Source organism: Pseudomonas panipatensis (assembly GCF_900099785.1).
Classification (GTDB): Bacteria; Pseudomonadota; Gammaproteobacteria; order Pseudomonadales; family Pseudomonadaceae; genus Pseudomonas; species Pseudomonas panipatensis.
On the sequence record NZ_FNDS01000008.1, the window covers coordinates 25,374 to 47,508 of the forward strand.

A 22,135-nucleotide genomic window follows, 5' to 3' on the forward strand; every position below is an offset into this window, starting at 1 on the left:
TGTTCCGAACTCCGAGGTTTGCGCATGAAATTCCGTCTTCTCCTCTGGCTCCTTGGGCGCATGATGGCCAAGGCCAGCCGCGACAACCCGGCATTCCAGAAGCAGCTCGAAGGCAAGGAGCTGGTGTTCCAGCTGCATAGCCTGGATGGCAAGGTCGCCCGTCACTACATCGTCCATGAGCAGCGTGTGCGCGCGCGCCGTGGCGTCCACCCGCAGCCGGCGTTCGCCATCGGCTTCAAGGATGGCGCCTACGGATTCGCCACCCTGACCGCGAAGAACGCGCAACTGGCCTTCATGCAGGGCATCCAGAACAAGGACATCCAGATCCAGGGCAATCCGGCGCTGGTGATCTGGTTCCAGGGCCTGGTGAAATACCTGAAGCCGAAGAAGTCCGCGCCAAAGGACCGCAAAGAAGCGGCCTGAAAGCGCCAGGGCATCAACGAAAACGCCGCTTCCCGGTGAGGGAAGCGGCGTTTTTCATGGGCCGTGATTCGCTGGGGCGCGCTGCCGGCTCAGTGCGGCGGGTTCATCTGTAACGCCAGTTCGCGCAGGGCGGCTTCGGCATCCAGCACCTTGCGCACGGCGTCTTCCGCCTTGTCGCGCGGGATGTCCAGGCGATCCAGCAGGGCCTGTGGCACTTCCTCCTGGGGACCGCTGCCGATGCCGTTCTGGCGAAGCAGGCCGTTGGCCAGGCAGATCAGGTTGGCATAGCTGGCGTTGCTGCCCGCGTAGTCGGGGTCGTGCTGGAAGCGCAGGGCGGTGTAGATCTCTTCCGGCATGTCCCAGGTACGCATCAGCCAGGCGCCGATCTGATCGCGGGTGATACCCAGCAGGTGTTGTTCGACCAGGTTGTGCTGCACGTGCGGGTTCACTTCCAAGTGCCGGCAGATCAGCGAGAAGTGCGGCGGGAAGATGTGCGCGAGGACCAGGTAACCGATGCTGTGGAGCAGGCCGCCGAGGTAGGTCAGGCCGGCTTCCGGGCGCTCGGTGCGTGGAATCGCGCGGGTCAGGCCTTCGATCACCGCGGCGGTGTAGATCGCCTGCTGCCAATAGGGCGTGGCGTGCTGCGGCTGGTCCTTGGGCAGGCTCAGGGTCTTGCCCAGCGCCAGGCCGAGGGCGAGGTTGATCACCAGGTCGAAGCCGAGCACGCGGACGATGGCGTCTTCCACCGAGCGAATCTTGCCCGGTGCGGCGTAGTAGGGCGATGCGGCCCAGCTGACCACCTGTGCGGCCAGCGCCGGGTCGGTCTCGACCACCCCGGTGATGTCTTCCACGGTGGCGTTGGGATCGACGCGCAGCTTGATGATTTTCTGTGCGGTTTCCGGCAGCGGCGGAATCTCGATGGTTTCTTCCAGGCGTTGCTGGATGCGCCGCGCGGTGAAGGCCTTGACCGCCTGGGTGATCTCGGCGCTGTCGTCGTCGGGACGATCGAGGTTCGGGCGGATCTGTTCCAGCGGCACGCCGAAACGCGCGGCGCTGGCTTTCTCCAGCAGGCGGCGGAAGTCGCTGCCGGCGATTTCCAGCAGGGTGCCGGGATTGCCGGATTCGATCAGCAGCTGGGCTTCCTGCAGCAGGCGTTCGTCATACAGGCAGGGCGAGCTGGTCAGCGGCGGCAGGGCCGGCAGGCGCGTCAGCCGATGCTTGCCGAGCATGCGTTCGAGGCGATCCGCTTTGACCGCCACCAGTTTGCGCCCGGTGAGTTCGGTGAGGCGGTTGAGATCCAGCAACTGGCTTTGCGGGAAGAGCACCAGCAAGGTGCCGACGCTGTCTTCCAGCAGGCTGGCTTGCACGCGCCGGGCAGCCGGCAATGCCAGGTTTTCGCTCACCTCGCGGCAGGCGATGCCGAGCTTGGCGAGCAACTGGAGAATGACCGAGGGGGCGGGGAGGGCTTCGGCGAGTGCAGCGTTGCTCATATTTGTGATCCAGTTATCAACGGCTCACGCGAGTATAACCAGTCGTTTTCAGCGACTGTCCGGTCAGCCGACCAATGAAAGAGAACCAGATCACACTTGGCCGTATTGCTGGCCATGGCGCAGCCAGCGCGCCAGCAGTGGGCTGACATGTTGCGGCCAGCGCGCCAGCAGTGCCTGGGCGGCGTCGCGCACGGCGGGCAGCAGATCGGCATCGCGCATCAGGTCGGCGACCTTGAATTGCAGCAGGCCGGTTTGCCGGGTGCCGAGCATCTCGCCGGGGCCGCGCAGCTCCAGGTCGCGCTCGGCGATGACGAAGCCGTCGCAGGTCTCGCGCATGATCGCCAGCCGCTCGCGCCCGATGTGCGACAGCGGCGGGTGGTAGAGCAGCACACAGTGGCTGGCGGCGCTGCCACGGCCGACCCGGCCGCGCAGCTGGTGCAACTGCGCCAGGCCGAGGCGTTCGGGGTTCTCGATGATCATCAGGCTGGCGTTGGGTACGTCGACGCCGACCTCGATCACCGTGGTCGCCACCAGCAATTGCAGCAGGCCTTCCTTGAACGCCTGCATGACCACGGCCTTGTCCGCCGCCTTCATGCGCCCGTGGATCAGGCCCACGCGCAGTTCGCCGAGGGCCGAGGAGAGTTCTTCGTAGGTGGTTTCCGCCGCCTGGCAGGTCAGTTCCTCGGACTCCTCGATCAGCGTGCACACCCAATAGGCCTGGCGTCCTTCCTGGCAGGCGGCGCGCACCCGTTCGATCACCTCGATGCGGCGGCTATCGGCGACCAGCACGGTATTCACCGGGGTGCGCCCTGGCGGCAGCTCATCGAGGATCGAGGTGTCCAGGTCGGCGTAGGCGCTCATCGCCAGCGTGCGCGGAATGGGCGTGGCGGTCATGATCAACTGGTGCGGGCAGAGCCGACCGTCGACACCCTTCTGGCGCAGCGCCAGGCGTTGCTGCACGCCGAAGCGGTGCTGCTCGTCGATGATCACCAGGGCCAGGCGCTTGAACTTCACTTCATCCTGGAACAGCGCATGGGTGCCGACCACCATGGGCATGCCGTCGGCGATCTTCTCCAGCGCGGCGCTGCGCGCCTTGCCCTTGAGCTTGCCGGCCAGCCAGGCGACCTCGATGCCCAGCGGCTCCAGCCATTTGCTGAAGTTGAGGAAGTGCTGCTCGGCGAGGATTTCCGTGGGCGCCATCAGCGCCACCTGGTAACCGGCTTCCAGGGCCTGTAGCGCGGCGAGGGCGGCGACCACCGTCTTGCCGGCGCCGACGTCGCCCTGCACCAGGCGCAGCATGGGTTCGGGCTGGGCCAGGTCGTAGGCGATCTCGGCGCCGACGCGCTGCTGCGCGCCCGTGGGGGCGAATCCCAGGTTCTTCAGGAAGCGTTGCGGCAGCTTCCGTGCCGGCGGCAATTGCGGCGCCTGCTGGGCGCGCAGGCTTTCGCGCAGGCGTTGCAGCGAGAGCTGGTGGGTCAGCAGTTCCTCGAAGACCAGGCGATGCTGCGCCCAGTGACGGCCTTCGGCGAGTTCTTCCAGGTCGGCGTCCGGCGGTGGCCGGTGCAGGTAGCGGATGGCTTCGTCGAGTGGCCCGAGCTGGTAGTCGCGGGCCAGTTCCGCAGGCAGCCAGTCCGGCAGGCTGTTCGGTCCCAGGCGTGCCAGGGCCTGCTGGCTGAGCTGGCGCAAGCGCTGCTGGGTGAGGCCTTCGGTGGTCGGGTAGATGGGCGTCAGGGTCTGCTCTACCGGGGCCGGCGTGGCATCGTTCAGCGCGCGGTATTCCGGGTGGTAGATCTCCAGGCCCGAGGCGCCGGGGCGGGCTTCGCCGTAGCAGCGCAGGTGGGTGCCGCGCTTGAGACCGTCCTTCTGCGCCTGGCTGAAATGGTAGAAGCGCAGGTTCAGGGTGCCGCTGCCGTCCTGCAGGCGCACCAGCAGGCTGCGGCGCTTGCCCATGACCACATCGGCGCCGGAGACCACGCCCTCGATCACCGCGTCCTGGCCCGGACGCAAGGCGCCGATGGGGATCACGCGGGTGCGGTCCTGATAGCGCAGCGGCAGGTGGAAGAGGATGTCCTGGAGGTTCTCCAGGCCGACCCGCGCGAGCTTCTCCTCCAGCGCGGCGCCGACCCCCTTGAGCGCCGTGACCGGAACCTTGGCCAGCTCGGTCATGCCGGTTCGGCTTCACCCTTGGCTGTCGGCTTGGCGACCGAACAGAGGCGGATGGAGTCGGCCAGCACTTCGATGGCCCGTGGCCGCGGGAAGCTGGCGCGCCAGGCGATGGCCACGGTGCGGAACGGCACCGGGGCGGTGAAGGGGCGGACTTCCAGCACGCCGGGGGCGTAGTGGTGGCTTTCCACGGCGGAGAACGGCAGCACCGATACGCCGAGGCCGGAGGCGACCATGTGGCGGATGGTTTCCAGCGAGCTGGATTCCACCGTGGTGTGCTTGTTCTCGTCGCCCTTGCGCACGGTCGGGCAGGCTTCCAGCACCTGGTCGCGGAAGCAGTGGCCCTCGCCGAGCAGCAGCAGGCTCTTGTCGTTGAGCATTTCCGCGTCGATGCTGGTTTTCGTCGTCCACGCATGGCCGGCGGGCATCAGCACGTAGAACGGCTCGTCGAACAGCGGCAGGGTCAGGACATCGGCTTCCTGGAAGGGCAGGGCGATGATGATCGCGTCCAGCTCGCCGGTGCGCAGCTTGTCGCGGAGGATGTGGGTGAAGTTCTCCTCGATGTACAGCGGCATCTGTGGCGCCACCCGGTGCAGCTGGGGGATCAGGTGCGGGAACAGGTAGGGGCCGATGGTGTAGATGGCGCCGACTTTGAGTGGCGACGTCAGTTGGTTCTTGCCGGCCTGGGCCAGCTCGCGAATGCCCTGGGCCTGCTCCAGCACCTTCTGCGCCTGCGCGACTATGCCTTCGCCGACCGGCGTCAGGCGGACCGCGCTCTTGCTGCGCTCGAAGATCAGTACGCCAAGCTCATCCTCGAGCTTCTTCACGCCGACCGACAGAGTCGGCTGGCTGACGTGGCAGCGCTCGGCGGCGCGGCCGAAGTGCTGCTCCTGGGCGAGCGTGACGATGTAGCGCAGTTCGGTGAGGGTCATGGCGACTAATCCGTTGAGTTGGGCCAAGCATAGCGGCTGCGTCGTTGCGAACCAACCGCGCTAAACTCGCGGACCTTGCCTTTCAGGAGTCGAAGATGACCCCGAGTCTCATGATCGTCGGTTGTGGCGATGTCGGCAGCCGCCTGGGTCGCCAGCTCAGCGCGCAGGGCTGGACGGTCCATGGCCTGCGCCGTGACGTCAGTGCCTTGCCCGCGACGCTGCTTCCCGTCGCCGCTGACCTTGGCGCCGAGCGCTGCCCCGCGGCCTGGCCGCAGGGCGAATTGGATTACCTGGTGTTCAGCGCCGCCGCGAGTCAGCACGATGAAGCCGGCTACCGGGCGACCTATGTCGAAGGCTTGCGGCATTGCCTGGGCTGGCTGGCGCAGCGCGGCCAGCGCCCAAAGCGCCTGCTGTTCGTCTCCAGCAGCGGGGTCTATGCGCAGCAGCAGGGCGAATGGATCGACGAGACGTCGCCGGCCGAGGCGCAGAGCTATTCCGGGCGCATCATGCGCGAGGCCGAGCGCCTGGCGCTGGCCAGCGGCATTCCGGCCAGCGTGGTGCGCCTGACCGGCATCTACGGCCCTGGCCGCGAATGGCTGCTCAATCAGGTGCGCCAAGGCTACCGCGTGGCCAGCGAGCCGCCGTTGTACGGCAACCGCATCCACGCCGAAGACGCCGCTGGATTGCTCGCCTGCCTGCTGCAGGCCGATGCCGCCGGCCAGACGCTGGAGGACTGTTACCTGGGCGTGGATGACGAGCCGGCGCCATTGGCCGAGGTGGTGGCCTGGCTGCGCCAACGCCTGGGCGTCGAGCACTGGTCCGAGCAGCAGAGCGTGCGCCGCGCCGGCAGCAAGCGTTGCAGCAACGCGCGCGCCCGCGCCCTCGGCTGGGTTCCGCGCTACCCCAGTTACCGCGAAGGCTACGCCGCCATCCTCGCCGGCCAGGACGCCTGAGATGGATGCCAATCGGCTGCTGGCGCGCGCCTGGCTGCCGGGTGTGGAGTTGTTCCATGCGGACTTCTCCGGGCAGCCGTTCGGCCGCCACAGCCATGACGCCTTCGCCATCGGCGCCATCCTCCACGGCGCCGGTGGCTACCAGTGCCGTGGGGCCCGCCATGTGCTGCCGGCCGGCACCCTGTCACTGATGAACCCGGAGGAGCCGCACACCGGCCATGCCGAGTCGGAGCGGCTGGTCTATCGCATGCTCTATGTCGAGGAGAGCCGCCTGCCCGCACTGCTCGGGCGCAAGCAATTGCCACGCGGCTTCCTGGCGTTGAATCCGAGCGACGATGGCCAGGTGGCCGCCAGCCTGGCGCGCCTGGCCGCGGAGTTCGAGCGCGACGACGCCCTGGTGCTGGAAAGCGAGCTGCTGGCGCTGCTCGAACTGGTGTTCGTGCGCCACGGCGGCCTGCGCCCGGCGGCGCCGGCCCAGCGCGACGGCGGTGTGACCGCGCGCCTGCGCGACTTCCTGGAGGCGCATTACCGCGAGGCGGTCAGCCTGGAACAGCTGGCGGCATTGCTGGATCGCCATCCACGGCACCTGATCGATAGCTTCCGCCGCGCCTATGGCGTGCCGCCGCACACCTACCTGCTGCAACGCCGCGTGCGCGAGGCCAAGCGTCGGCTGGTGGCGGGCGAGGCGCCGCTGGACGTGGCGCTGGACCTGGGCTTCTACGACCAGGCGCACTTTTCCACGACCTTCCGCCGCTTCACCGGCGTCACGCCGGGGCGCTTCAGGAACGCCACGCGCACCTGAGTTTCTTCCAAGACCACGCCACATCGGGCCCAGCAGACTGTCGCTCCCATCCGCCGGGAGATCTTCATGTTCGCCGCCTTCGCGCTGGTCGCCAGCACTCATTTCGCCGCCCTGCTGTCGCCGGGGCCGGACTTCTTTCTGTTGATTCGCGCCGCGCTGTTGCGCGGTCGCCGTCACGCCGATGGCTGCGCGGCCGGCATCGCCCTGGCCAACCTGGCGAGCATGGGCCTGGTGCTGTTCGTTCTCGGTTTGCTGCCGGAGCTGGCGCGGCACGGCTTGCGCGTGGTGCAGGTGCTCGGCGGAGTCTATTTCGTCTGGTTGGGCAGCCAGGCGCTGCTGGCGCGCCGTGAGCTGGAAATTCCCGTCGAGACTGGCGCGCGGCGCGCGGGTGGTTTTTACCGTGGTTTGCGCGAGGGCTTCCTCGCCAGCAGCCTGAATCCCAAGCTGCCGATCTTCTACACCGGCCTGTTCGGCGCGCTCGGGCATTTCCAACTGCCGGCCTGGGCGTTGGCGGTCTGCGTGCTGTGGATGGGCGCGGTGGTGCTGGGGTGGGACATGGCGCTGGTGCGCCTGCTCGATCGCCACCGTTGGCGCGGCTGGCTGCAGCGCCGGGTGCGGACGCTGGACCGGCTGTGTGGCGGCCTGCTGCTGGGGTTGGGCGGCTGGCTGTTGTGGGTGGGCCTGGCCTGACCAGGCTCACCCCGTCGGTGGCTGGTCAGTCGCGCTCGAGCAGCCAGACGCGCCGGCCCGGGTTGTATTCGGGCATTTCGTCGCTCTGCGCACGGTTCACTGCTTCGAACAGCTCCAGCTTGTCGTCGTTGCGCTGGAACAGGTATTCGCGTCCCTGGCGGCCCTGTTGCAGCCAGATGCTGTCGTTGTCGCCGCTCATGGCCGCGCAGTCGCCAGCCAGGCACAGGGCGTAACGTTCGGCATTGGGCATGCCGTCGAGGCGGCCGTCGGGCTGGAAGCTCACCTTGCTGCCCTGCCCCTGGCCTTCCTTGATGATCCAGGTGCCCTTGAGGAAGGCGCCGTAGAGCGCATGCTGGAAGCTGGCGCCGGCCGGCGCCTGGGCCGTGGGCGTTTCCTGCGGTCGGCTGAAGCGTTGCTCCGGCCAGTTTTCGCTGGCGGTCTGCAGCAGTTGCTTGCCGTCGACGGCCAGGGTTTCCTGCTTGCTGCCGTAGAAGGCGACCTGCCAGTGCTTCTTGTCGTTCGGGTCGTGGCTCAACTGGCCTTCGCCGAGTTCGAAACCGTTGCTGAAGCTGGCCTTCTGCGCCTTGCTGTCCAGGCGCCATTCCAGGTTGGGGCCGTAGGCGAGCAGTGCTTCGCGCAGTTTGCCGCTCTTGCTGGCGGCGTCGATGGCTGCCTGGTTGATCCAGACGCCGGACGGATCGGGCGGGGTGCCGGCGCAGCCGGTCAGCAGGCCGAGCAGAGCGCTCAGGATGAGGGCACGACGCATGCAGATTGCTCCTTGCGGACTTCTTCTACGGGAAAAAGCGAACGGGGCCGCGAAGGCCCCGTTCGGGAGGTAAGGCTTACTCGAGGACGACGATGGCGTCCATTTCGACCTGGGCGCCCTTCGGCAGGGCGGCCACGCCGATGGCGGCACGCGCCGGGTAGGGCTGGGTGAAGTAGCGGCCCATGACTTCGTTGACCTTGGCGAAGTGCGACAGGTCGGTGAGGAAGATGTTCAGCTTGACCACGTCGCCGAGGTAACCGCCGGAGGCCTCGATCACCGCCTTGAGGTTCTCGAACACCTGTACGGTCTGCTCCTCGAAGCCCTCGACCAGTTCCATGGTTTTCGGGTCCAGCGGGATTTGCCCGGAAACGTAGACGGTGTTGCCGGCCTTGATCGCCTGGGAGTAGGTACCGATGGCTGCCGGGGCTTTGTCGGTGTGGATAACGGTCTTGCTCATGTCGACTCCTTGCCGATGGGTGGGATCAGCTACGCACGCGGGTGATGCGGATCACCCCCTTGAGGGCGCGCAGCTTCTTGATGACACGGGCCAGGTGCACGCGGTCATGCACGCTGACGACCAACTGGACCACGCTGATGCGGCCATCGCGCTCGTCCATGCCGATCTTCTCGATGTTGCCGTCGGCAGCGTTGACGCTGGTCGCCAGCAGGGCGATCAGGCCGCGCTGGTGCTCCAGTTCCACGCGTAGCTCGACGTTGAATTCGCCGGTGACGTCCTTGGCCCAACTGAGCTGGATGCATTTTTCCGGGTTGTGGCGGACTTCGCTGATGTTCTTGCAGCTTTCCAGGTGCACCACCATGCCCTTGCCGGCCGACAGGTGGCCGACGATGGGATCGCCGGGAATCGGCGTGCAGCACTTCGCGTAGCTGAGCACCAGGCCTTCGGTGCCGCGGATCGCCAGCGGCCCTTCGGCGTTGGGCGCGGCCTCGCCGTCGCTGGACAGCAGGCGGCGCGCCACCACGTAGGCCATGCGGTTGCCCAGGCCGATCTCTTCCAGCAGGTCCTCGAAGACTTCCATGCGGTACTCGGTGAGCACGCCCTGGATACGTTCGGCGGGAATCTTTTCCAGGTGGCTGTCGAAGCCGGCCAGGGTCTTGTTCAACAGGCGTTCGCCGAGGTTGATCGACTCGGAGCGACGCTGCAGCTTGAGTGCGTGGCGGATGTGCGTCCGCGCCTTGCCGGTGACCACGAAACTCAGCCACGCCGGATTCGGCCGGGTGCCCGGGGCGGTGACGATTTCCACCGTCTGGCCGCTCTGCAGCGGTTCGGACAGCGGCGCCAAGCGGCGGTTGATGCGGCAGGCGATGCAACTGTTGCCGACGTCGGTGTGCACGGCATAGGCGAAGTCGACCGCCGTGGAGCCTTTGGGCAGCTCCATGATGCGGCCCTTGGGCGTGAACACGTAGACCTCGTCCGGGAACAGGTCGATCTTCACGTTCTCGATGAATTCGAGGGAGTTGCCCGCGCGTTGCTGCAGTTCGAGGATGCCCTTCACCCATTGGCGGGCGCGGGCGTGGGTGCCCTTCTGGGCCTCTTCCTCGTCGGACTTGTACAGCCAGTGCGCAGCGATGCCGTGGTTCGCCATCTCTTCCATTTCGCGGGTGCGGATCTGGATTTCGATGGGCACCCCGTGCATGCCGAACAGCGTGGTATGCAGCGATTGGTAGCCGTTGGCCTTGGGAATCGCGATGTAGTCCTTGAAGCGCCCCGGGAACGGCTTGTACAGGTTATGCACGGCGCCGAGCACGCGGTAACAGGTGTCGACCTTGTCGACGATGATGCGGAAGGCGTAGACGTCCATGATCTCGTTGAACGCCTTACGCTTGCCGCGCATCTTCTTGTAGATGCTGAAAAGGTGTTTCTCGCGGCCCAGCACCTGGCCTTCCATGCCTTCGCGGCCAAGGCAGTTGACCAGCGATTCCTGAATCTTGCCGACGATCTCGCGGCGATTGCCGCGGGCTTTCTTGACCGCCTGGCGGATGCGTTCGGAGCGCATCGGGTGCATGGCCTTGAAGCCGAGGTCCTCGAACTCCACGCGCATGCTGTGCATGCCCAGGCGGTTGGCGATGGGCGCGTAGATTTCCAGGGTTTCCTTGGCGATGCGCCGGCGCTTCTCGCCGGACAGCACTTCCAGGGTGCGCATGTTGTGCAGGCGGTCGGCCAGCTTGACCAGGATCACGCGGATGTCGCGGGCCATGGCCATGGCCATCTTCTGGAAGTTCTCGGCCTGCGCCTCGGCCTTGGACTCGAAATTCATCTGGGTCAGCTTGCTGACCCCGTCCACCAGCTCCGCGACGGTCTCGCCGAACTGGGCGGTGAGCGCTTCCTTGGCGATGCCGGTGTCCTCGATCACGTCGTGCAGCATGGCCGCCATCAGGCTCTGATGGTCCATGTGCATGTCGGCGAGGATATTGGCGACGGCGAGCGGATGGGTGACGTAGGCCTCGCCGCTGCGGCGGCGCTGGCCGTCGTGGGCCTGCTCGGCGTAGTAGTAGGCGCGCCGGACCAGGTTGACCTGATCCGGGCCGAGATAGCTCGAAAGCCGGTCGGCGAAGGCGTCTATGCTCGGCAAGGTTGCACCCCCTGCCGAGTGGACGGCGCCTGTGGTCGTCGGCCGGACATCGACTTACAGGGCCTCGTTGTTGGCCTCGTCTTCGAAGGCGGCGAACAGCGGTTCATCTTCAACCACGTCCTCCTGCTGAACGACTTCAGCATCGACCAGGCCGGAGGCGATTTCACGCAGGGCGACGACGGTGGGCTTGTCGTTTTCCCAGGCGACCTTCGGCTCTTTGCCACCGGTGGCCAGCTGGCGCGCGCGCTTGGTAGCGAGCATGACCAGTTCGAAACGGTTATCGACGTTGTCCAGGCAGTCTTCGACGGTGACGCGGGCCATGGTGTTCCTCGTTACGAAAAATGGAGCCCGGAGCACCGGGCGGACTGAGTAGTCTAAAAAATCGCCAATCTTTATGGAAGAGCCGTTTGTTATGCCGACGGCTCCAGAAGCTGCATCAGCAATTGGGCGTGACGCACCTGTTGCGCGTCCTGGCGCAGCTGGCGGGCCCGGAAGATCGCCTTGAGGTCTTCCAGCGCGTGGGCGAAATCGTCATTGATCACCAGGTGATCGTATTCGACATAGTGGCTCATTTCGCTGACCGCTTCGCGCATGCGCCGCTCGATGATTTCATCGCTGTCCTGGCCACGGTTGGTCAGGCGCTGGCGCAGGGCCTCCTGGCTCGGCGGCAGGATGAAGATCGACTGTGCCTCGGGCATCAGGCGGCGCACTTGCTGGGCGCCTTGCCAGTCGATCTCGAGGATCAGGTCGAACCCTTCGCTCAGGGTCTTCTCGACCCAGCGCTGCGAGGTGCCGTAGAGGTTGCCGAACACCTCGGCGTGTTCGAGGAACTCGTCGCGCTCGAGCATGGCGCTGAAGGTTTCGCGACCGACGAAGTGGTAGTTGAACCCGTCCACTTCGCCCGGACGCATGCCGCGAGTGGTATGCGAGACCGAGACACGCACGCTGGGCATGGCCTCGAGCAGGGACTTCACCAGGCTGGTCTTGCCGGCGCCGGATGGCGCGGAAACGATGTACAGGGTGCCGGACATGGCGGATTCCTGGGCTTGTAAAGTTGAGGGTCGGCGGATGGCCGGCCTTATTCGATATTCTGGACCTGTTCGCGCATCTGCTCGATCAGGACCTTGAGATTGACTGCGGCCTGGGTCGAGCGCGGGTCGAAGGCCTTGGAGCCCAGGGTGTTGGCTTCGCGGTTGAGTTCCTGCATGAGGAAGTCCAGACGGCGCCCTGCGGCACCACCGGCCTTGAGCACGCGGCGCACCTCGGCGATATGGGTGCTCAGGCGGTCGAGTTCTTCGGCCACGTCGCTCTTCTGGGCCAGCAGGACCAATTCCTGCTCCAGGCGTTGCGGGTCGGCTTCCAGCTTCAGCTCGGCGAAGCGGTCGAGGATCTTCTGCCGCTGATTGCCGAGCATTTGCGGCACCAGTTCGCGCAGCTGGGTCACTTCGTCCTGCATGGCATCCAGGCGCTCATTGATGATTCGCGCCAGTTCCGCACCTTCCCGAGCGCGCCCGGCCTTGAGTTCTTCCAAGGCCTGGCCGAAAGCGGCCATGGCGTTGGCGTTGAGCGCTTGCGGATCGGCGGCATCGCCCACCAGCACACCCGGCCAGGCCAGGACGGCCAGTGGGTCGAGGGGCGCGGGTTGCTTGATCAGCGCGGCTACGCCTTCGGCGGCAGCGACCAGTTGCGCGGCGCGCTCGCGGTCGACCTGCAGCGGCTTGCCGGCGGTGTCCTCGATGAAGCGCAGGGTGCATTCCACCTTGCCGCGCGAGAGACCCTGGCGCAGGCCTTCGCGCACCGCGCCTTCGAGGTCGCGGAAGGTTTCCGGCAGGCGCAGGTTTGGCTCCAGGTAGCGGTGGTTGACCGAGCGCAGCTCCCAGCTCAGGGTGCCATTGGTCCCGACCCGCTCGATACGGGCGAAGGCGGTCATGCTGTGCACCATGGGGCTACCTCACTGTGGTCTTGGCAAGGACGACGGATTGTCATCGTAAACCGGCAATTGTACCCCAGCGCTACCGGGTGCCGCACGCCGATGGTGGTTGTGCGCGGCGCCGGGCCTCTATAATGGCCGCCATAACCGTCCGATCCGCCTCAATTTAGGAAGCCTCGATGAACCGTCCCAGTGGCCGCGCCGCCGACCAGTTGCGCCCGATCCGCATCACCCGCCACTACACCAAGCATGCCGAGGGCTCCGTGCTGGTGGAGTTCGGCGACACCAAGGTGATCTGCACCGTCAGCGCCGAGGCCGGTGTGCCGCGCTTCCTCAAGGGGCAGGGGCAAGGTTGGCTGACTGCCGAGTACGGCATGCTGCCGCGCTCCACCGGTGAGCGTAATCAGCGCGAGGCCAGCCGTGGCAAGCAGGGTGGTCGTACCCTGGAAATCCAGCGTCTGATCGGCCGTTCGCTGCGCGCCGCACTGGACTTGTCCAAGCTCGGCGAGAACACCCTGTACATCGATTGCGATGTGATCCAGGCCGACGGCGGTACCCGCACCGCCTCCATCACCGGCGCCACCGTGGCGCTGATCGATGCCCTAGCAGTGCTGAAGAAGCGCGGCGCGCTCAAGGGCAATCCGCTGAAGCAGATGGTTGCCGCGGTATCCGTGGGCATCTACCAGGGCGTGCCGGTGCTCGATCTCGACTACCTGGAAGACTCCGCTGCCGAGACCGACCTCAACGTGGTGATGACCGATGCCGGCGGCTTCATCGAAGTACAGGGCACCGCCGAGGGCGAGCCGTTCCGCCCCGCGGAGCTGAACGCCATGCTGGAGCTGGCGCAGCAGGGCATGCAGGAACTGTTCGAGTTGCAGCGCGCCGCGCTGGCCGACTGAACCCGAAAGAGGGGTAGACCATGAGCGACGAACTGCAAGCGCGGCCGAGCCAGGAGGCTCGGCAATGGGCGATGTTCTGCCACTACGCGGCCTTCCTCGGCCTGGTCTTTCCCTTCGGCAACCTGCTCGGGCCGTTGATCGTCTGGCAAATCAAGCGTGAGTCCGACCCTTTCGTCGACCGTCAGGGCAAGGAAGCGCTGAACTTCCAGATCACCGTCAGTCTCGCCTTGCTGGTGAGCCTCATGCTCTGCGTGCTGGTGATCGGTTTCCTGCTGCTGGCGCTGGTCAGTGCCGGAGCCTTGGTGCTGACGGTCATCGCCGGCGTCAAGGCGAACGAGGGACGGGACTACCGCTACCCCTTCACCTGGCGGCCGCTCAAGTAGGGTGATGCGCACATGAAAAAGCCGGCTGCGAAGCCGGCTTTTTCATTCCACGCTGGGGCTCAGATGCTCAGGCTCCAGTCGTAGTCGATGATCAGCGGTGCGTGGCTGGAGAAGCGCGGCTGCCGCGGCAGCTTGGCGCTGCGGACGAAACGGCGCAGACCCGGGGTGAGGATCTGGTAGTCGAAACGCCAGCCCAGGTTGAGCAGCTCGGCTTGTTCGCTGTCCGGCCACCAGCTGAACTGGTCGCCCTCGCGATTGACCTCGCGCAGTGCATCGACATAGCCCATGGTGCCGAACACTTCGTCCATCCAGCCGCGCTCGGGCGCGAGGAAGCCGGGCATCTGCTGGCATTCGCGCCAGTTCTTCACATCCAGCTTCTGGTGGGCGAGGTACAGCGACCCGCAATAAATGTACTCACGGCGCTTGCGGCGCTGTTTGTTCAGGTACTGGGCGAAATCGTCCATGAACTTGAACTTCTGGTTCAGGTTCTCATCCCCTTCCTGCCCGCTGGGCAGAAGGATGCTGGCGATACTCACCTTATCGAAATCGGCTTGCAGGTAGCGCCCGTAACGATCGGCCGTCTCGAAACCCAGGCCGCTGATGACAGCCTTGGGTTGCAGACGACTATAGATTGCGACGCCACCCTGACTGGGTACTTCGGCGTCGCAGGCGTACAGGAAGTAGCCATCCAGTTGATAGGACGGGTCATCCAGATCGAAAGCGGAGGCGCGGGTATCCTGCAAGCAGATCACGTCGGCATTCTGGGCTTGTAGCCAACTGAGCAAACCTCGCTCGGCCGCAGCCTGAATACCATTCACGTTCACACTGATGATCCGCATAAATGGCCCCCAAAAACACGTGTGTGTATGATACCCGAGCTCAAACGGTTTAGCTAAATTCATACCGGCCGGTTCTATTCCCATGCAGGCATACCAACGCGATTTCATCCGCTTCGCCATCGAGCGCGGCGTTCTGCGCTTCGGCGAATTCACTCTCAAGTCGGGGCGTACCAGCCCTTACTTCTTCAATGCGGGGCTGTTCAACAGTGGCCTTGCCTTGGCCAAGCTGGGGCGCTTCTATGCTTCGGCGGTGGTCGACAGCGGCATCGATTTCGATGTGCTGTTCGGCCCGGCCTATAAAGGAATTCCGCTGGCAGCCGCTACAGCGGTGGCGCTCGCCGAGCAGCATGGCCGCGATCTGCCCTGGTGCTTCAACCGCAAGGAAGCCAAGGACCACGGCGAGGGCGGAACCCTGGTCGGTGCGCCGCTCAGCGGCCGCGTGCTGATCGTCGACGACGTGATCACCGCGGGCACCGCGATTCGCGAAGTCATGCAGATCATCGATGCCCAGGGCGCCAAGGCGGCTGGCGTATTGATTGCCCTGAACCGCCAGGAGCGCGGCCAGGGAGAGTTGTCGGCGATCCAGGAAGTGGAGCGCGACTTCGGCATGCCGGTGGTCAGCATCGTCTCGCTGGAGCAGGTGCTGGAGTACCTGGCTGGTGACGCCGAGCTCAAGCGCCATCTGCCGGCGGTCGAGGCTTACCGCGCGCAATACGGGATCTGATCCATAACCAGAACAGGGTGTCCGGCATGGCCAGGCAGGGTGCTTTCCGCTTCACAGTGATGTTGGGGGTTCTGGCGCTGGGCCTGCTCGGCGCGGTGTCGGCGCAAGCCGCCAAGCCGGCCGGCGCTCCTGCCTCCAGTGGCGGCGTGGAGATGTACCGTTACGTGGACGACAAGGGCGTGGTCGTGATCGACCGCCTTGGCGTGCCGTCGCAGTACATCGGCAAGGGTTACCAGGTGCTCAACGAGCAGGGACGGGTGATCCGCGTGGTGCCTCCGGCGCCGACCGCGGAGGAGCTGCAGCAGCGCAAGGCTGCTGCCGCACAGGCCAGTTCGGACGCCCAATTGCTGCGTCTGTACACCAGTGTCGAGGACGTCGACCGTGCCCGCGAGCGCAAGATGACCGAACTGGATGGCTTGAGCAGCGTGGCGAAAGGCAACCTGCAATCGCTGAAGACGCAGCAGGCCAACCTGCAGTCGCAGGCCGCCGATCAGGAGCGCGCCGGACGCCAGGTGCCGGACCATATGGTCGACCAGTTGAACAACCTGCGGGACGAGGAGCAGCGGCTGGTGCAAGCCATCGCGCACTACCAGCAATTGCGCGCCCAGGCCAACGCCTCCTTCGATGTCGATCGTGCGCGCCTGCAGCAACTGTTGGGCGCCTCGCACTGAGGCTTTCCGTCACTCTTCCGCCGGGCGCTGTTCGAAGGCTCTGATTCGCTCGCGCAGCCAGGTGGGCAAGGGTTGGCTGCGACCTTGCCCATCCGCATAGACGTAGACCAGCTCTCCCAGGGTCAGCGCCTGGCCGTCGCGCCAGATGGCGATCTGGAAGGTCAGGCTGCTGCGGCCCAGGCGAGCCACCCTGACGCCCAACTCCAGCCAGTCGTCGTAGCGCGCGGGCGCCAGATACTCCAGAGTGCTCTTCACCGCGAACAGGTCGCCACCGTCGCGCAGGAAGTCCGCTGGGTAGCGGATTTCCAGGTGGCGGTAGTACTCGGTCGTGGCGACGTCGGTGTAGGTCAGGTAATTGCCGTTGAAGACGATGCCTTGCGGGTCGACTTCCGACCAGCGCACGCGCAGGCCATGGAAGAAGCTGAAGTCGCTGCGTAGCGGTAGGGCTGACGGCATGGCGGGCTCCGCAGGACTCGGAAAAGGGGCGCCACGGCGCATGGCCGTGGCGCTGAGGCGGGCTCAGTGACGCTTGCGATTGCTGATCAGGGTGCCGACGCCGCTGTCGGTGAAGATTTCCAGCAACACCGCGTTGGGTACGCGGCCATCGATGATGTGGGCGCTGGTCACGCCACCCTGTACCGCTTCCAGGGCGCAACGGATCTTCGGCAGCATGCCGCCGTAGATGGTGCCGTCGGCGATCAGGCTGTCGACCTGCTCGGTGGTCAGGCCGGTGAGCACCTGGCCCTGCTTGTCCATCAGGCCGGCGATGTTGGTCAGCAGCATCAGCTTCTCGGCTTTCAGCGCTTCGGCCACCTTACCGGCCACCAGATCGGCGTTGATGTTGTACGACTCGCCGTTGGCGCCGACGCCGATGGGCGCGATCACCGGGATGAAGTCGCCCTTGACCAGCATGTTGATCAGGCCGACGTTGACCCCGGTGACTTCGCCGACATGGCCGATGTCGATGATTTCCGGCTTGGTCATTTCCGGGGTCTGGCGGGTGACGGTGAGCTTCTTCGCGCGAATCAGCTCGGCGTCCTTGCCGGTCAGGCCGATGGCGCTGCCGCCATGGCGGTTGATCAGGTTGACGATGTCTTTGTTGACCTGGCCGCCGAGGACCATTTCCACCACATCCATGGTCTGCGCGTCGGTGACGCGCATGCCATCGATGAAGTGGCTTTCGATCGACAGGCGCTTGAGCAGGTCGCCGATCTGCGGGCCGCCGCCGTGCACCACCACCGGGTTGATGCCGACCGCTTTCATCAGCACTACGTCGCGAGCGAAGCTGTTTTTCAGCTCGTCGGTCTCCATGGCGTTACCGCCGTACTTGATGACCAACGTCTTGCCGACGAAGCGGCGGATGTAGGGCAGGGCTTCGGCAAGGACGCGGGCTACCTGGGCTGCGTCATCGCGACTCTGGGTCATGGTGCGGGACTCCGGCATCAAAGGGTCAGAAAGGAATGTTCAGGGCGGGGTCGACCGCCTTCAGTTGGGTGCGGAACACGTCCTTGATGCGTTCCAGTTCGGCTTCGGAGTCCGCCTCGAAGCGCAGCACCAGCACCGGTGTGGTGTTGGAGGCGCGCACCAGGCCCCAGCCTTTGGGGTAATCGACGCGCACGCCGTCGAGGGTGGTGAGGTTGGCTTCGCCCCACTGGCCGTCGCGTTGCAGCGCTTCGATCAGGGTGAATTTGTTTTCGTCGGTGACGGTGATGTTGATCTCCGGCGTGGAGATGTCCATCGGGAAGGCGGAGAACATCTGCTCGCTGTCGCGCTTGTCCAGGCTGGCGATTTCCAGCAGGCGGGCAGCGCTGTAGATGCCGTCGTCGAAACCGAACCAGCGTTCCTTGAAGAAGATGTGGCCGCTCATCTCGCCGGCCAGCAGGGCGCCGGTTTCCTTCATTTTCTTCTTGATCAGCGAGTGCCCGGTCTTCCACATCACCGGACGGCCGCCGTAGCCGCTGATCAGCGAGATCAGGCGACGGGTGCATTTGACGTCGAAGATGATGTCGGCGCCCGGATTGCGCGAAACCACATCCTTGGCGAACAGCATCAGCAAGCGGTCCGGGTAGATGATGGTGCCGGCATTGGTCACCACGCCAACGCGATCGCCGTCGCCGTCGAAGGCCAGGCCGAGGTCGGCGCCGGTTTCCTTGACCTTGGCGATCAGGTCTTCCAGGTTTTCCGGCTTGCCCGGGTCCGGGTGGTGGTTGGGGAAGGTGCCGTCGACATCGCAGAACAGCGGGATGACGGTGCAGCCCAGGGCCTCGATCAGTTGCGGAGCGATCACGCCGGCGACGCCGTTGCCGCAGTCCACTACCACTTTCAGCGGCTTGGCCAGGGCGATGTCGTCACGGATCTGCTGGAAGTAGCGCGGCAGGATGTCGACCTGTTGCACGCTGCCGACACCGCTGGCCAGGTCGTTGTTCTCGATGCGCTGGCGCAGGGCCTGGATCTGCTCGTTGGCCAGGGTCTCGCCGGCGACGACGATCTTGAAGCCGTTGTAGTTCGGCGGGTTGTGGCTGCCGGTGAGCATCACCCCGGACTTGCCCTCGAGCACGTTGGCCGCGTAGTACAGCACGGGGGTCGGCACCATGCCGATATCGGTGACCTGGCAACCGCAGTCCAGCAAGCCCTGAATCAGTTGCTGCACCAGTTCCGGGCCGGACAGGCGGCCGTCGCGGCCGACGGAGACGCAGGGTTCGCCGCGGGCCAGGCTCTCGGAGCCGATGGCGCGGCCGACCCAGTAGGCGGTCTCGGCGGTCAGGGTGTCACCAACCACGCCACGGATGTCGTAGGCGCGGAAAATGCTGGCGGGCAGTTGCGGGGCTTTAGGCGTGCTCATAGCGGGGCTTTGCTCCAATCCCAGGAGGTCCTGGTCTTCATCAAGAATGTCGATATCCAGAATGTCGGTGTTCTGGAACAGCGGATCGACCAACGGCGGTTCATTGGCTGCCGGCGTGCCGGCCTTGGCTGCGACCGGAGCCGCAGGGGAGGGGGTGGCGGTGCTGGCAGGGCTGGGTGATTCGGTCTTGCGCCGCGACTGGCGAACCAGCGCATGGGCCAGCGGCTGCAGTGCTGAAAGACTCAGTTCGGGTGCTTTGGCAATGCGTTGGCCGCCGAGTTCCTGAAGAAGCTGGCCGAGTGCCTGCGCGTCTTGTCGCAGACGACGCTGCTGGGTGCCTTGGATCAGGTAGACGCCGAGCAGGCCGCCGGCAAGGGCCAGCAGCGCGGCGAGTCCGAGCAGAGGCGGCGAATAGAGCTGTGCGTCGAGGGTCGGGCCGGGCGTGAAGCTGAGTTTCCAGTTCGGGTTGCCGCTGTTGAGCGCAAGCGGCATCGCCGCGCCGCTATCGGCCTGGCCGCGTTGCAGCAGGGTTTGCGCCGGAGCGTTGCCGAACTGCTGGGCGAGCAGCAGCTGACCGACATCCGTTGGTATGTTCGGCAATGCGCTGAGCAGGCGCTGCAGGTCGAGCACCAGCAGCAGGCTGCCCTGGATAGCGTTGTTCTGGTCCTTCAGCGCGGTGGCGCTGTACACCAGCCAGCGCTGACCTACCTTGTAGGCTTCGGGGGCGGCGTTCTGCCCGTTTTCAACGCGGTGCAGCATATCCATCACCGCGTAGTTCAGCGGGCCGGGGCGTTGATTGTCCTGGCTGGCCTGGCCGCTGGCGATCAGGTGGACGTCCACCAGGCCGTCCAGGTGCCAGTGCGCCAGGGCATATTCCAGATTCTGCGTGCGCGCCGGATCGTTCAGGGCCGGCAGCAACTCCGGGTTGCTGGCCATGGCGCGGCTATCTGCGGCGAATTCGGCCAGCGCCTGGCGTAGCGCGCTCGCCTGGCTGTCCGCCCAGGCACTGGCAAGCTGCTGGCGATGCGTCTGCTCCGCGGTACCGAACAGGCTGAGCCAGAGCAGCGCGCCGGCGGCCGCCACGCCGATCACGACGGCGCCGAAAGCCGGCAGCAGCGATTTCATATCAGGCTTGGCCTGTGTGTCGGGGGCTTTGGTCGGTGCGACCACCTCCGGCAATGCAGCCGTGTCCTTGGCGGTGCGTTGGAAAAGTTTCATACAACGTCTCCTCGGCGATTCATCCCGGAAAGAGGGTCAATGGCTGCCTGAGTGCCCGAAACCACCCGCGCCACGTTGGCTTTCATCGAAGCTGTCGACCAGTTCGAAATGTGCTTGCACGACCGGCACCAGCACCAACTGCGCGATGCGCTCGCCGACGGCGATGGTGAAGGGGGTCTGGCCGCGGTTCCAGCAGGACACCATGAGCTCGCCCTGATAGTCCGAGTCGATCAAGCCCACCAGGTTGCCCAGCACCACGCCATGCTTGTGGCCGAGGCCCGAGCGCGGCAGGACCAGCGCGGCGAGACCCGGGTCGGCGATATAGATGGACAGGCCGGTGGGAATCAGCAGGGTCTGGCCGGGTTCGAGAACGCTGTCTTCCTTGAGCATCGCGCGCAAGTCGAGGCCGGCGGAGCCGGGCGTGGCGTAATGCGGCAGGGGGAATTCGGCGCCCAGGCGCGGATCGAGAATCTTGGCTTGCAGGGAATGCATCGTGCTCTCAGTGCTGTTTCAGGCGGTCGGCGATGAAGGCGATCAGCTGCCGGGCGATCTTGCCCTTGCTGGTCTGGGCGAAAGCGGTTTCGCCCAGTTCGCGGTCGATCACGGTGATCGCGTTTTCTTCGCTGTTGAATCCGATCGAGGGGTTGGCCACGTCATTGGCCACGATCAGGTCGAGGTTCTTGTCTTTCAGCTTGCGCGAGGCGTATTCCAGCAGGTTTTCCGTCTCGGCGGCGAAACCGACACTGAACGGCCGGTCGCTGCGCTGTGCCAGGGTGGCGAGGATATCCGGGTTGCGCACCAGTTGCAGGAGAAGGCCGTCACCCTTGGTCGGGTCTTTCTTCAGTTTCTGCGCAGCGACCACTTCCGGGCGGTAATCGGCAACCGCCGCCGCGGCGATCAGCAGATCGGCGGGCATCGCCGCTTCACAGGCGGCGAGCATGTCACGGGCGCTGACCACGTCGACACGCGTCACCCGGTCGGGGGTCGGCAGATACACCGGGCCGGTCACCAGGGTCACGCGGGCGCCGGCTTCGGCAGCCGCCTCGGCCAGGGCGAAGCCCATCTTTCCGGAGCTGTGGTTGGTGATGTAGCGCACCGGGTCGATGTTTTCCTGGGTCGGCCCGGCAGTGATCAGTACGTGCTGGCCGGTCAGGGCCTGGAGCTGGAAGCTGTCGGCCGCGCGTTGGGCCAATTCGTCCGCCTCCAGCATGCGCCCCGGCCCGACGTCGCCGCAGGCCTGGCTGCCGGCGGCGGGGCCGAAGAAGTGCAGGCCGCGCCCGCGCAGTGATTCGACGTTGGCCTGGGTGGCCGGGTCGCGCCACATGGCCTGGTTCATTGCCGGGGCCAGGGCGACTTGGGCGTCAGTGGCCAGCACCAAGGTGGTCAGCAGATCGTTGGCCAGGCCCTGGGCCAGGCGCGCCATGAGATCGGCGGTTGCCGGGGCGATCAACACCAGGTCGGCCCAGCGGGCCAGCTCGATATGCCCCATGGCCGCTTCGGCGGCGGGGTCGAGCAGGTCGAGGTGCACCGGGTGGCCGGAGAGCGCTTGCAAGGTCAGCGGGGTGATGAACTCACGGCCGCCCTGGGTCATCACGACACGCACCTCGGCGCCCTGGTCGCGCAGGCGGCGAACCAGCTCGGCGCTCTTGTAGGCGGCGATACCGCCACCCACGCCCAGAACGATGCGTTTTCGATACAGCCGCTGCATAGGCCAGCCTTATTTCGGAATAGGACGACGCGCATTTAGGCTGGAAACGCCTCCCCAGGCCTCCAGACGCGCGAAAAGGAGGGGCTAAGATAGCACAGCGCCCGCGGTGGA

23 protein-coding genes are annotated in these 22,135 nt (G+C 65.7%); 8 read left to right on the forward strand and 15 right to left on the reverse strand.

The features are described from left to right. Positions 1–24: 24 nt before the first annotated feature. Positions 25–423, forward strand: a complete 399-nt coding sequence (locus BLQ74_RS18460) for a helicase (protein WP_090264858.1) — start codon at positions 25–27, stop codon at positions 421–423. Positions 424–512: 89 nt separating this feature from the next. Here the strand turns inward: BLQ74_RS18460 and BLQ74_RS18465 are convergent, their stop codons facing one another. The 3 genes from BLQ74_RS18465 to BLQ74_RS18475 form a co-directional block, all read right to left on the reverse strand. Beyond that, complete coding sequence (locus BLQ74_RS18465) at positions 513–1,913, reverse strand: aminoacyl-tRNA deacylase and HDOD domain-containing protein (RefSeq protein ID WP_090264861.1); 1,401 nt, start codon at positions 1,911–1,913, stop codon at positions 513–515. A 90-nt stretch (positions 1,914–2,003) separates the two neighbouring features. Next, positions 2,004–4,079: an ATP-dependent DNA helicase RecG gene (gene recG, locus BLQ74_RS18470; RefSeq protein ID WP_090264863.1), complete on the reverse strand. Its 2,076-nt coding sequence runs from the start codon at positions 4,077–4,079 to the stop codon at positions 2,004–2,006. Beyond that, positions 4,076–5,008: a hydrogen peroxide-inducible genes activator gene (locus tag BLQ74_RS18475; RefSeq protein ID WP_090264865.1), complete on the reverse strand. Its 933-nt coding sequence runs from the start codon at positions 5,006–5,008 to the stop codon at positions 4,076–4,078. Before BLQ74_RS18475 ends, recG begins: the two co-directional genes overlap by 4 nt. 95 nt (positions 5,009–5,103) lie before the next feature. On the opposite strand from BLQ74_RS18475, the gene BLQ74_RS18480 reads away from it, so the two are divergent. The 3 genes from BLQ74_RS18480 (at position 5,104) to BLQ74_RS18490 (ending at position 7,453) form a co-directional block, all read left to right on the forward strand. Continuing rightward, entirely contained in the window at positions 5,104–5,961 is an 858-nt protein-coding gene (locus BLQ74_RS18480; protein ID WP_090264867.1) for an NAD-dependent epimerase/dehydratase family protein, read from the forward strand. Position 5,962: 1 nt separating this feature from the next. Beyond that, positions 5,963–6,763, forward strand: a complete 801-nt coding sequence (locus tag BLQ74_RS18485; protein ID WP_090264869.1) for a helix-turn-helix transcriptional regulator — start codon at positions 5,963–5,965, stop codon at positions 6,761–6,763. Between the two features lie 66 nt (positions 6,764–6,829). Next, positions 6,830–7,453 (forward strand): LysE family translocator, encoded by a 624-nt coding sequence (locus tag BLQ74_RS18490; protein ID WP_090264871.1) that lies wholly within the window; start codon positions 6,830–6,832, stop codon positions 7,451–7,453. A gap of 25 nt (positions 7,454–7,478) precedes the next feature. Here BLQ74_RS18490 and BLQ74_RS18495 read toward each other — a convergent pair whose 3' ends face one another. The 6 genes from BLQ74_RS18495 to BLQ74_RS18520 all read right to left on the reverse strand — a co-directional run bounded on the left by BLQ74_RS18495 (position 7,479) and on the right by BLQ74_RS18520 (position 12,752). Then, positions 7,479–8,219 carry a hypothetical protein gene (locus tag BLQ74_RS18495; RefSeq protein WP_090264873.1) on the reverse strand — a complete coding sequence of 247 codons (741 nt, stop codon included), beginning with the start codon at positions 8,217–8,219 and terminating at the stop codon, positions 7,479–7,481. Between the two features lie 76 nt (positions 8,220–8,295). Next, positions 8,296–8,676 carry a RidA family protein gene (locus tag BLQ74_RS18500; RefSeq protein WP_090264875.1) on the reverse strand — a complete coding sequence of 127 codons (381 nt, stop codon included), beginning with the start codon at positions 8,674–8,676 and terminating at the stop codon, positions 8,296–8,298. Positions 8,677–8,701: 25 nt separating this feature from the next. After that, entirely contained in the window at positions 8,702–10,810 is a 2,109-nt protein-coding gene (gene spoT / locus BLQ74_RS18505; RefSeq protein WP_090264877.1) for a bifunctional GTP diphosphokinase/guanosine-3',5'-bis pyrophosphate 3'-pyrophosphohydrolase, read from the reverse strand. 54 nt (positions 10,811–10,864) lie between these two features. Then, positions 10,865–11,131, reverse strand: a complete 267-nt coding sequence (gene rpoZ, locus BLQ74_RS18510) for a DNA-directed RNA polymerase subunit omega (RefSeq protein ID WP_090264879.1) — start codon at positions 11,129–11,131, stop codon at positions 10,865–10,867. An 89-nt stretch (positions 11,132–11,220) separates the two neighbouring features. Continuing rightward, positions 11,221–11,841 (reverse strand): guanylate kinase, encoded by a 621-nt coding sequence (gmk, locus tag BLQ74_RS18515; protein ID WP_090264882.1) that lies wholly within the window; start codon positions 11,839–11,841, stop codon positions 11,221–11,223. Between the two features lie 47 nt (positions 11,842–11,888). Continuing rightward, positions 11,889–12,752, reverse strand: coding sequence for a YicC/YloC family endoribonuclease (locus BLQ74_RS18520; protein ID WP_090264884.1), 864 nt, complete (start codon positions 12,750–12,752; stop codon positions 11,889–11,891). Positions 12,753–12,919: 167 nt separating this feature from the next. On the opposite strand from BLQ74_RS18520, the gene rph reads away from it, so the two are divergent. Both rph and BLQ74_RS18530 read left to right on the forward strand, forming a co-directional pair. Continuing rightward, entirely contained in the window at positions 12,920–13,639 is a 720-nt protein-coding gene (rph, locus tag BLQ74_RS18525; protein ID WP_090264886.1) for a ribonuclease PH, read from the forward strand. A 20-nt stretch (positions 13,640–13,659) separates the two neighbouring features. Next, positions 13,660–14,022 carry a DUF4870 domain-containing protein gene (locus BLQ74_RS18530; RefSeq protein ID WP_090264889.1) on the forward strand — a complete coding sequence of 121 codons (363 nt, stop codon included), beginning with the start codon at positions 13,660–13,662 and terminating at the stop codon, positions 14,020–14,022. Between the two features lie 59 nt (positions 14,023–14,081). On the opposite strand, the gene BLQ74_RS18535 is transcribed toward BLQ74_RS18530, so the two are convergent. Further along, positions 14,082–14,861 (reverse strand): exodeoxyribonuclease III, encoded by a 780-nt coding sequence (locus BLQ74_RS18535; RefSeq protein WP_090264891.1) that lies wholly within the window; start codon positions 14,859–14,861, stop codon positions 14,082–14,084. Between the two features lie 82 nt (positions 14,862–14,943). Between BLQ74_RS18535 and pyrE the strand changes: the two genes are divergently transcribed. Then, positions 14,944–15,585 (forward strand): orotate phosphoribosyltransferase, encoded by a 642-nt coding sequence (gene pyrE / locus BLQ74_RS18540; protein WP_090264892.1) that lies wholly within the window; start codon positions 14,944–14,946, stop codon positions 15,583–15,585. 26 nt (positions 15,586–15,611) lie between these two features. After that, positions 15,612–16,256, forward strand: a complete 645-nt coding sequence (locus BLQ74_RS18545; protein ID WP_090264894.1) for a DUF4124 domain-containing protein — start codon at positions 15,612–15,614, stop codon at positions 16,254–16,256. Positions 16,257–16,265: 9 nt separating this feature from the next. Here the strand turns inward: BLQ74_RS18545 and BLQ74_RS18550 are convergent, their stop codons facing one another. From BLQ74_RS18550 to coaBC, 5 genes are all read right to left on the reverse strand, one after another. Then, entirely contained in the window at positions 16,266–16,712 is a 447-nt protein-coding gene (locus BLQ74_RS18550) for an acyl-CoA thioesterase (protein ID WP_090264896.1), read from the reverse strand. 63 nt (positions 16,713–16,775) lie between these two features. Beyond that, positions 16,776–17,681 carry an acetylglutamate kinase gene (gene argB, locus BLQ74_RS18555; protein ID WP_090264898.1) on the reverse strand — a complete coding sequence of 302 codons (906 nt, stop codon included), beginning with the start codon at positions 17,679–17,681 and terminating at the stop codon, positions 16,776–16,778. Positions 17,682–17,706: 25 nt separating this feature from the next. After that, positions 17,707–20,316, reverse strand: a complete 2,610-nt coding sequence (locus BLQ74_RS18560; protein ID WP_090264900.1) for a phosphomannomutase/phosphoglucomutase — start codon at positions 20,314–20,316, stop codon at positions 17,707–17,709. A gap of 36 nt (positions 20,317–20,352) precedes the next feature. Then, positions 20,353–20,808, reverse strand: a complete 456-nt coding sequence (dut, locus tag BLQ74_RS18565; protein WP_090264903.1) for a dUTP diphosphatase — start codon at positions 20,806–20,808, stop codon at positions 20,353–20,355. 7 nt (positions 20,809–20,815) lie between these two features. Continuing rightward, on the reverse strand, positions 20,816–22,024 hold the full coding sequence (gene coaBC, locus BLQ74_RS18570; RefSeq protein WP_090264905.1) for a bifunctional phosphopantothenoylcysteine decarboxylase/phosphopantothenate--cysteine ligase CoaBC: 1,209 nt from the start codon (positions 22,022–22,024) through the stop codon (positions 20,816–20,818). Positions 22,025–22,135 lie beyond the last annotated feature (111 nt).

Coding starts and splice junctions, on each gene's coding strand:
- BLQ74_RS18520 (WP_090264884.1), bottom strand. CDS start 12,752: ATGGTGCACAGCATGACCGCCTTCGCCCGTATCGAGCGGGTCGGGACC.
- pyrE (WP_090264892.1), top strand. CDS start 14,944: ATGCAGGCATACCAACGCGATTTCATCCGCTTCGCCATCGAGCGCGGC.
- gmk (WP_090264882.1), bottom strand. CDS start 11,841: ATGTCCGGCACCCTGTACATCGTTTCCGCGCCATCCGGCGCCGGCAAG.
- BLQ74_RS18535 (WP_090264891.1), bottom strand. CDS start 14,861: ATGCGGATCATCAGTGTGAACGTGAATGGTATTCAGGCTGCGGCCGAG.
- dut (WP_090264903.1), bottom strand. CDS start 20,808: ATGCATTCCCTGCAAGCCAAGATTCTCGATCCGCGCCTGGGCGCCGAA.
- rph (WP_090264886.1), top strand. CDS start 12,920: ATGAACCGTCCCAGTGGCCGCGCCGCCGACCAGTTGCGCCCGATCCGC.
- BLQ74_RS18560 (WP_090264900.1), bottom strand. CDS start 20,316: ATGAAACTTTTCCAACGCACCGCCAAGGACACGGCTGCATTGCCGGAG.
- recG (WP_090264863.1), bottom strand. CDS start 4,079: ATGACCGAGCTGGCCAAGGTTCCGGTCACGGCGCTCAAGGGGGTCGGC.
- BLQ74_RS18460 (WP_090264858.1), top strand. CDS start 25: ATGAAATTCCGTCTTCTCCTCTGGCTCCTTGGGCGCATGATGGCCAAG.
- rpoZ (WP_090264879.1), bottom strand. CDS start 11,131: ATGGCCCGCGTCACCGTCGAAGACTGCCTGGACAACGTCGATAACCGT.
- BLQ74_RS18480 (WP_090264867.1), top strand. CDS start 5,104: ATGACCCCGAGTCTCATGATCGTCGGTTGTGGCGATGTCGGCAGCCGC.
- argB (WP_090264898.1), bottom strand. CDS start 17,681: ATGACCCAGAGTCGCGATGACGCAGCCCAGGTAGCCCGCGTCCTTGCC.
- BLQ74_RS18530 (WP_090264889.1), top strand. CDS start 13,660: ATGAGCGACGAACTGCAAGCGCGGCCGAGCCAGGAGGCTCGGCAATGG.
- BLQ74_RS18465 (WP_090264861.1), bottom strand. CDS start 1,913: ATGAGCAACGCTGCACTCGCCGAAGCCCTCCCCGCCCCCTCGGTCATT.
- BLQ74_RS18500 (WP_090264875.1), bottom strand. CDS start 8,676: ATGAGCAAGACCGTTATCCACACCGACAAAGCCCCGGCAGCCATCGGT.
- coaBC (WP_090264905.1), bottom strand. CDS start 22,024: ATGCAGCGGCTGTATCGAAAACGCATCGTTCTGGGCGTGGGTGGCGGT.
- BLQ74_RS18475 (WP_090264865.1), bottom strand. CDS start 5,008: ATGACCCTCACCGAACTGCGCTACATCGTCACGCTCGCCCAGGAGCAG.
- BLQ74_RS18490 (WP_090264871.1), top strand. CDS start 6,830: ATGTTCGCCGCCTTCGCGCTGGTCGCCAGCACTCATTTCGCCGCCCTG.
- BLQ74_RS18550 (WP_090264896.1), bottom strand. CDS start 16,712: ATGCCGTCAGCCCTACCGCTACGCAGCGACTTCAGCTTCTTCCATGGC.
- BLQ74_RS18495 (WP_090264873.1), bottom strand. CDS start 8,219: ATGCGTCGTGCCCTCATCCTGAGCGCTCTGCTCGGCCTGCTGACCGGC.
- BLQ74_RS18545 (WP_090264894.1), top strand. CDS start 15,612: ATGGCCAGGCAGGGTGCTTTCCGCTTCACAGTGATGTTGGGGGTTCTG.
- BLQ74_RS18485 (WP_090264869.1), top strand. CDS start 5,963: ATGGATGCCAATCGGCTGCTGGCGCGCGCCTGGCTGCCGGGTGTGGAG.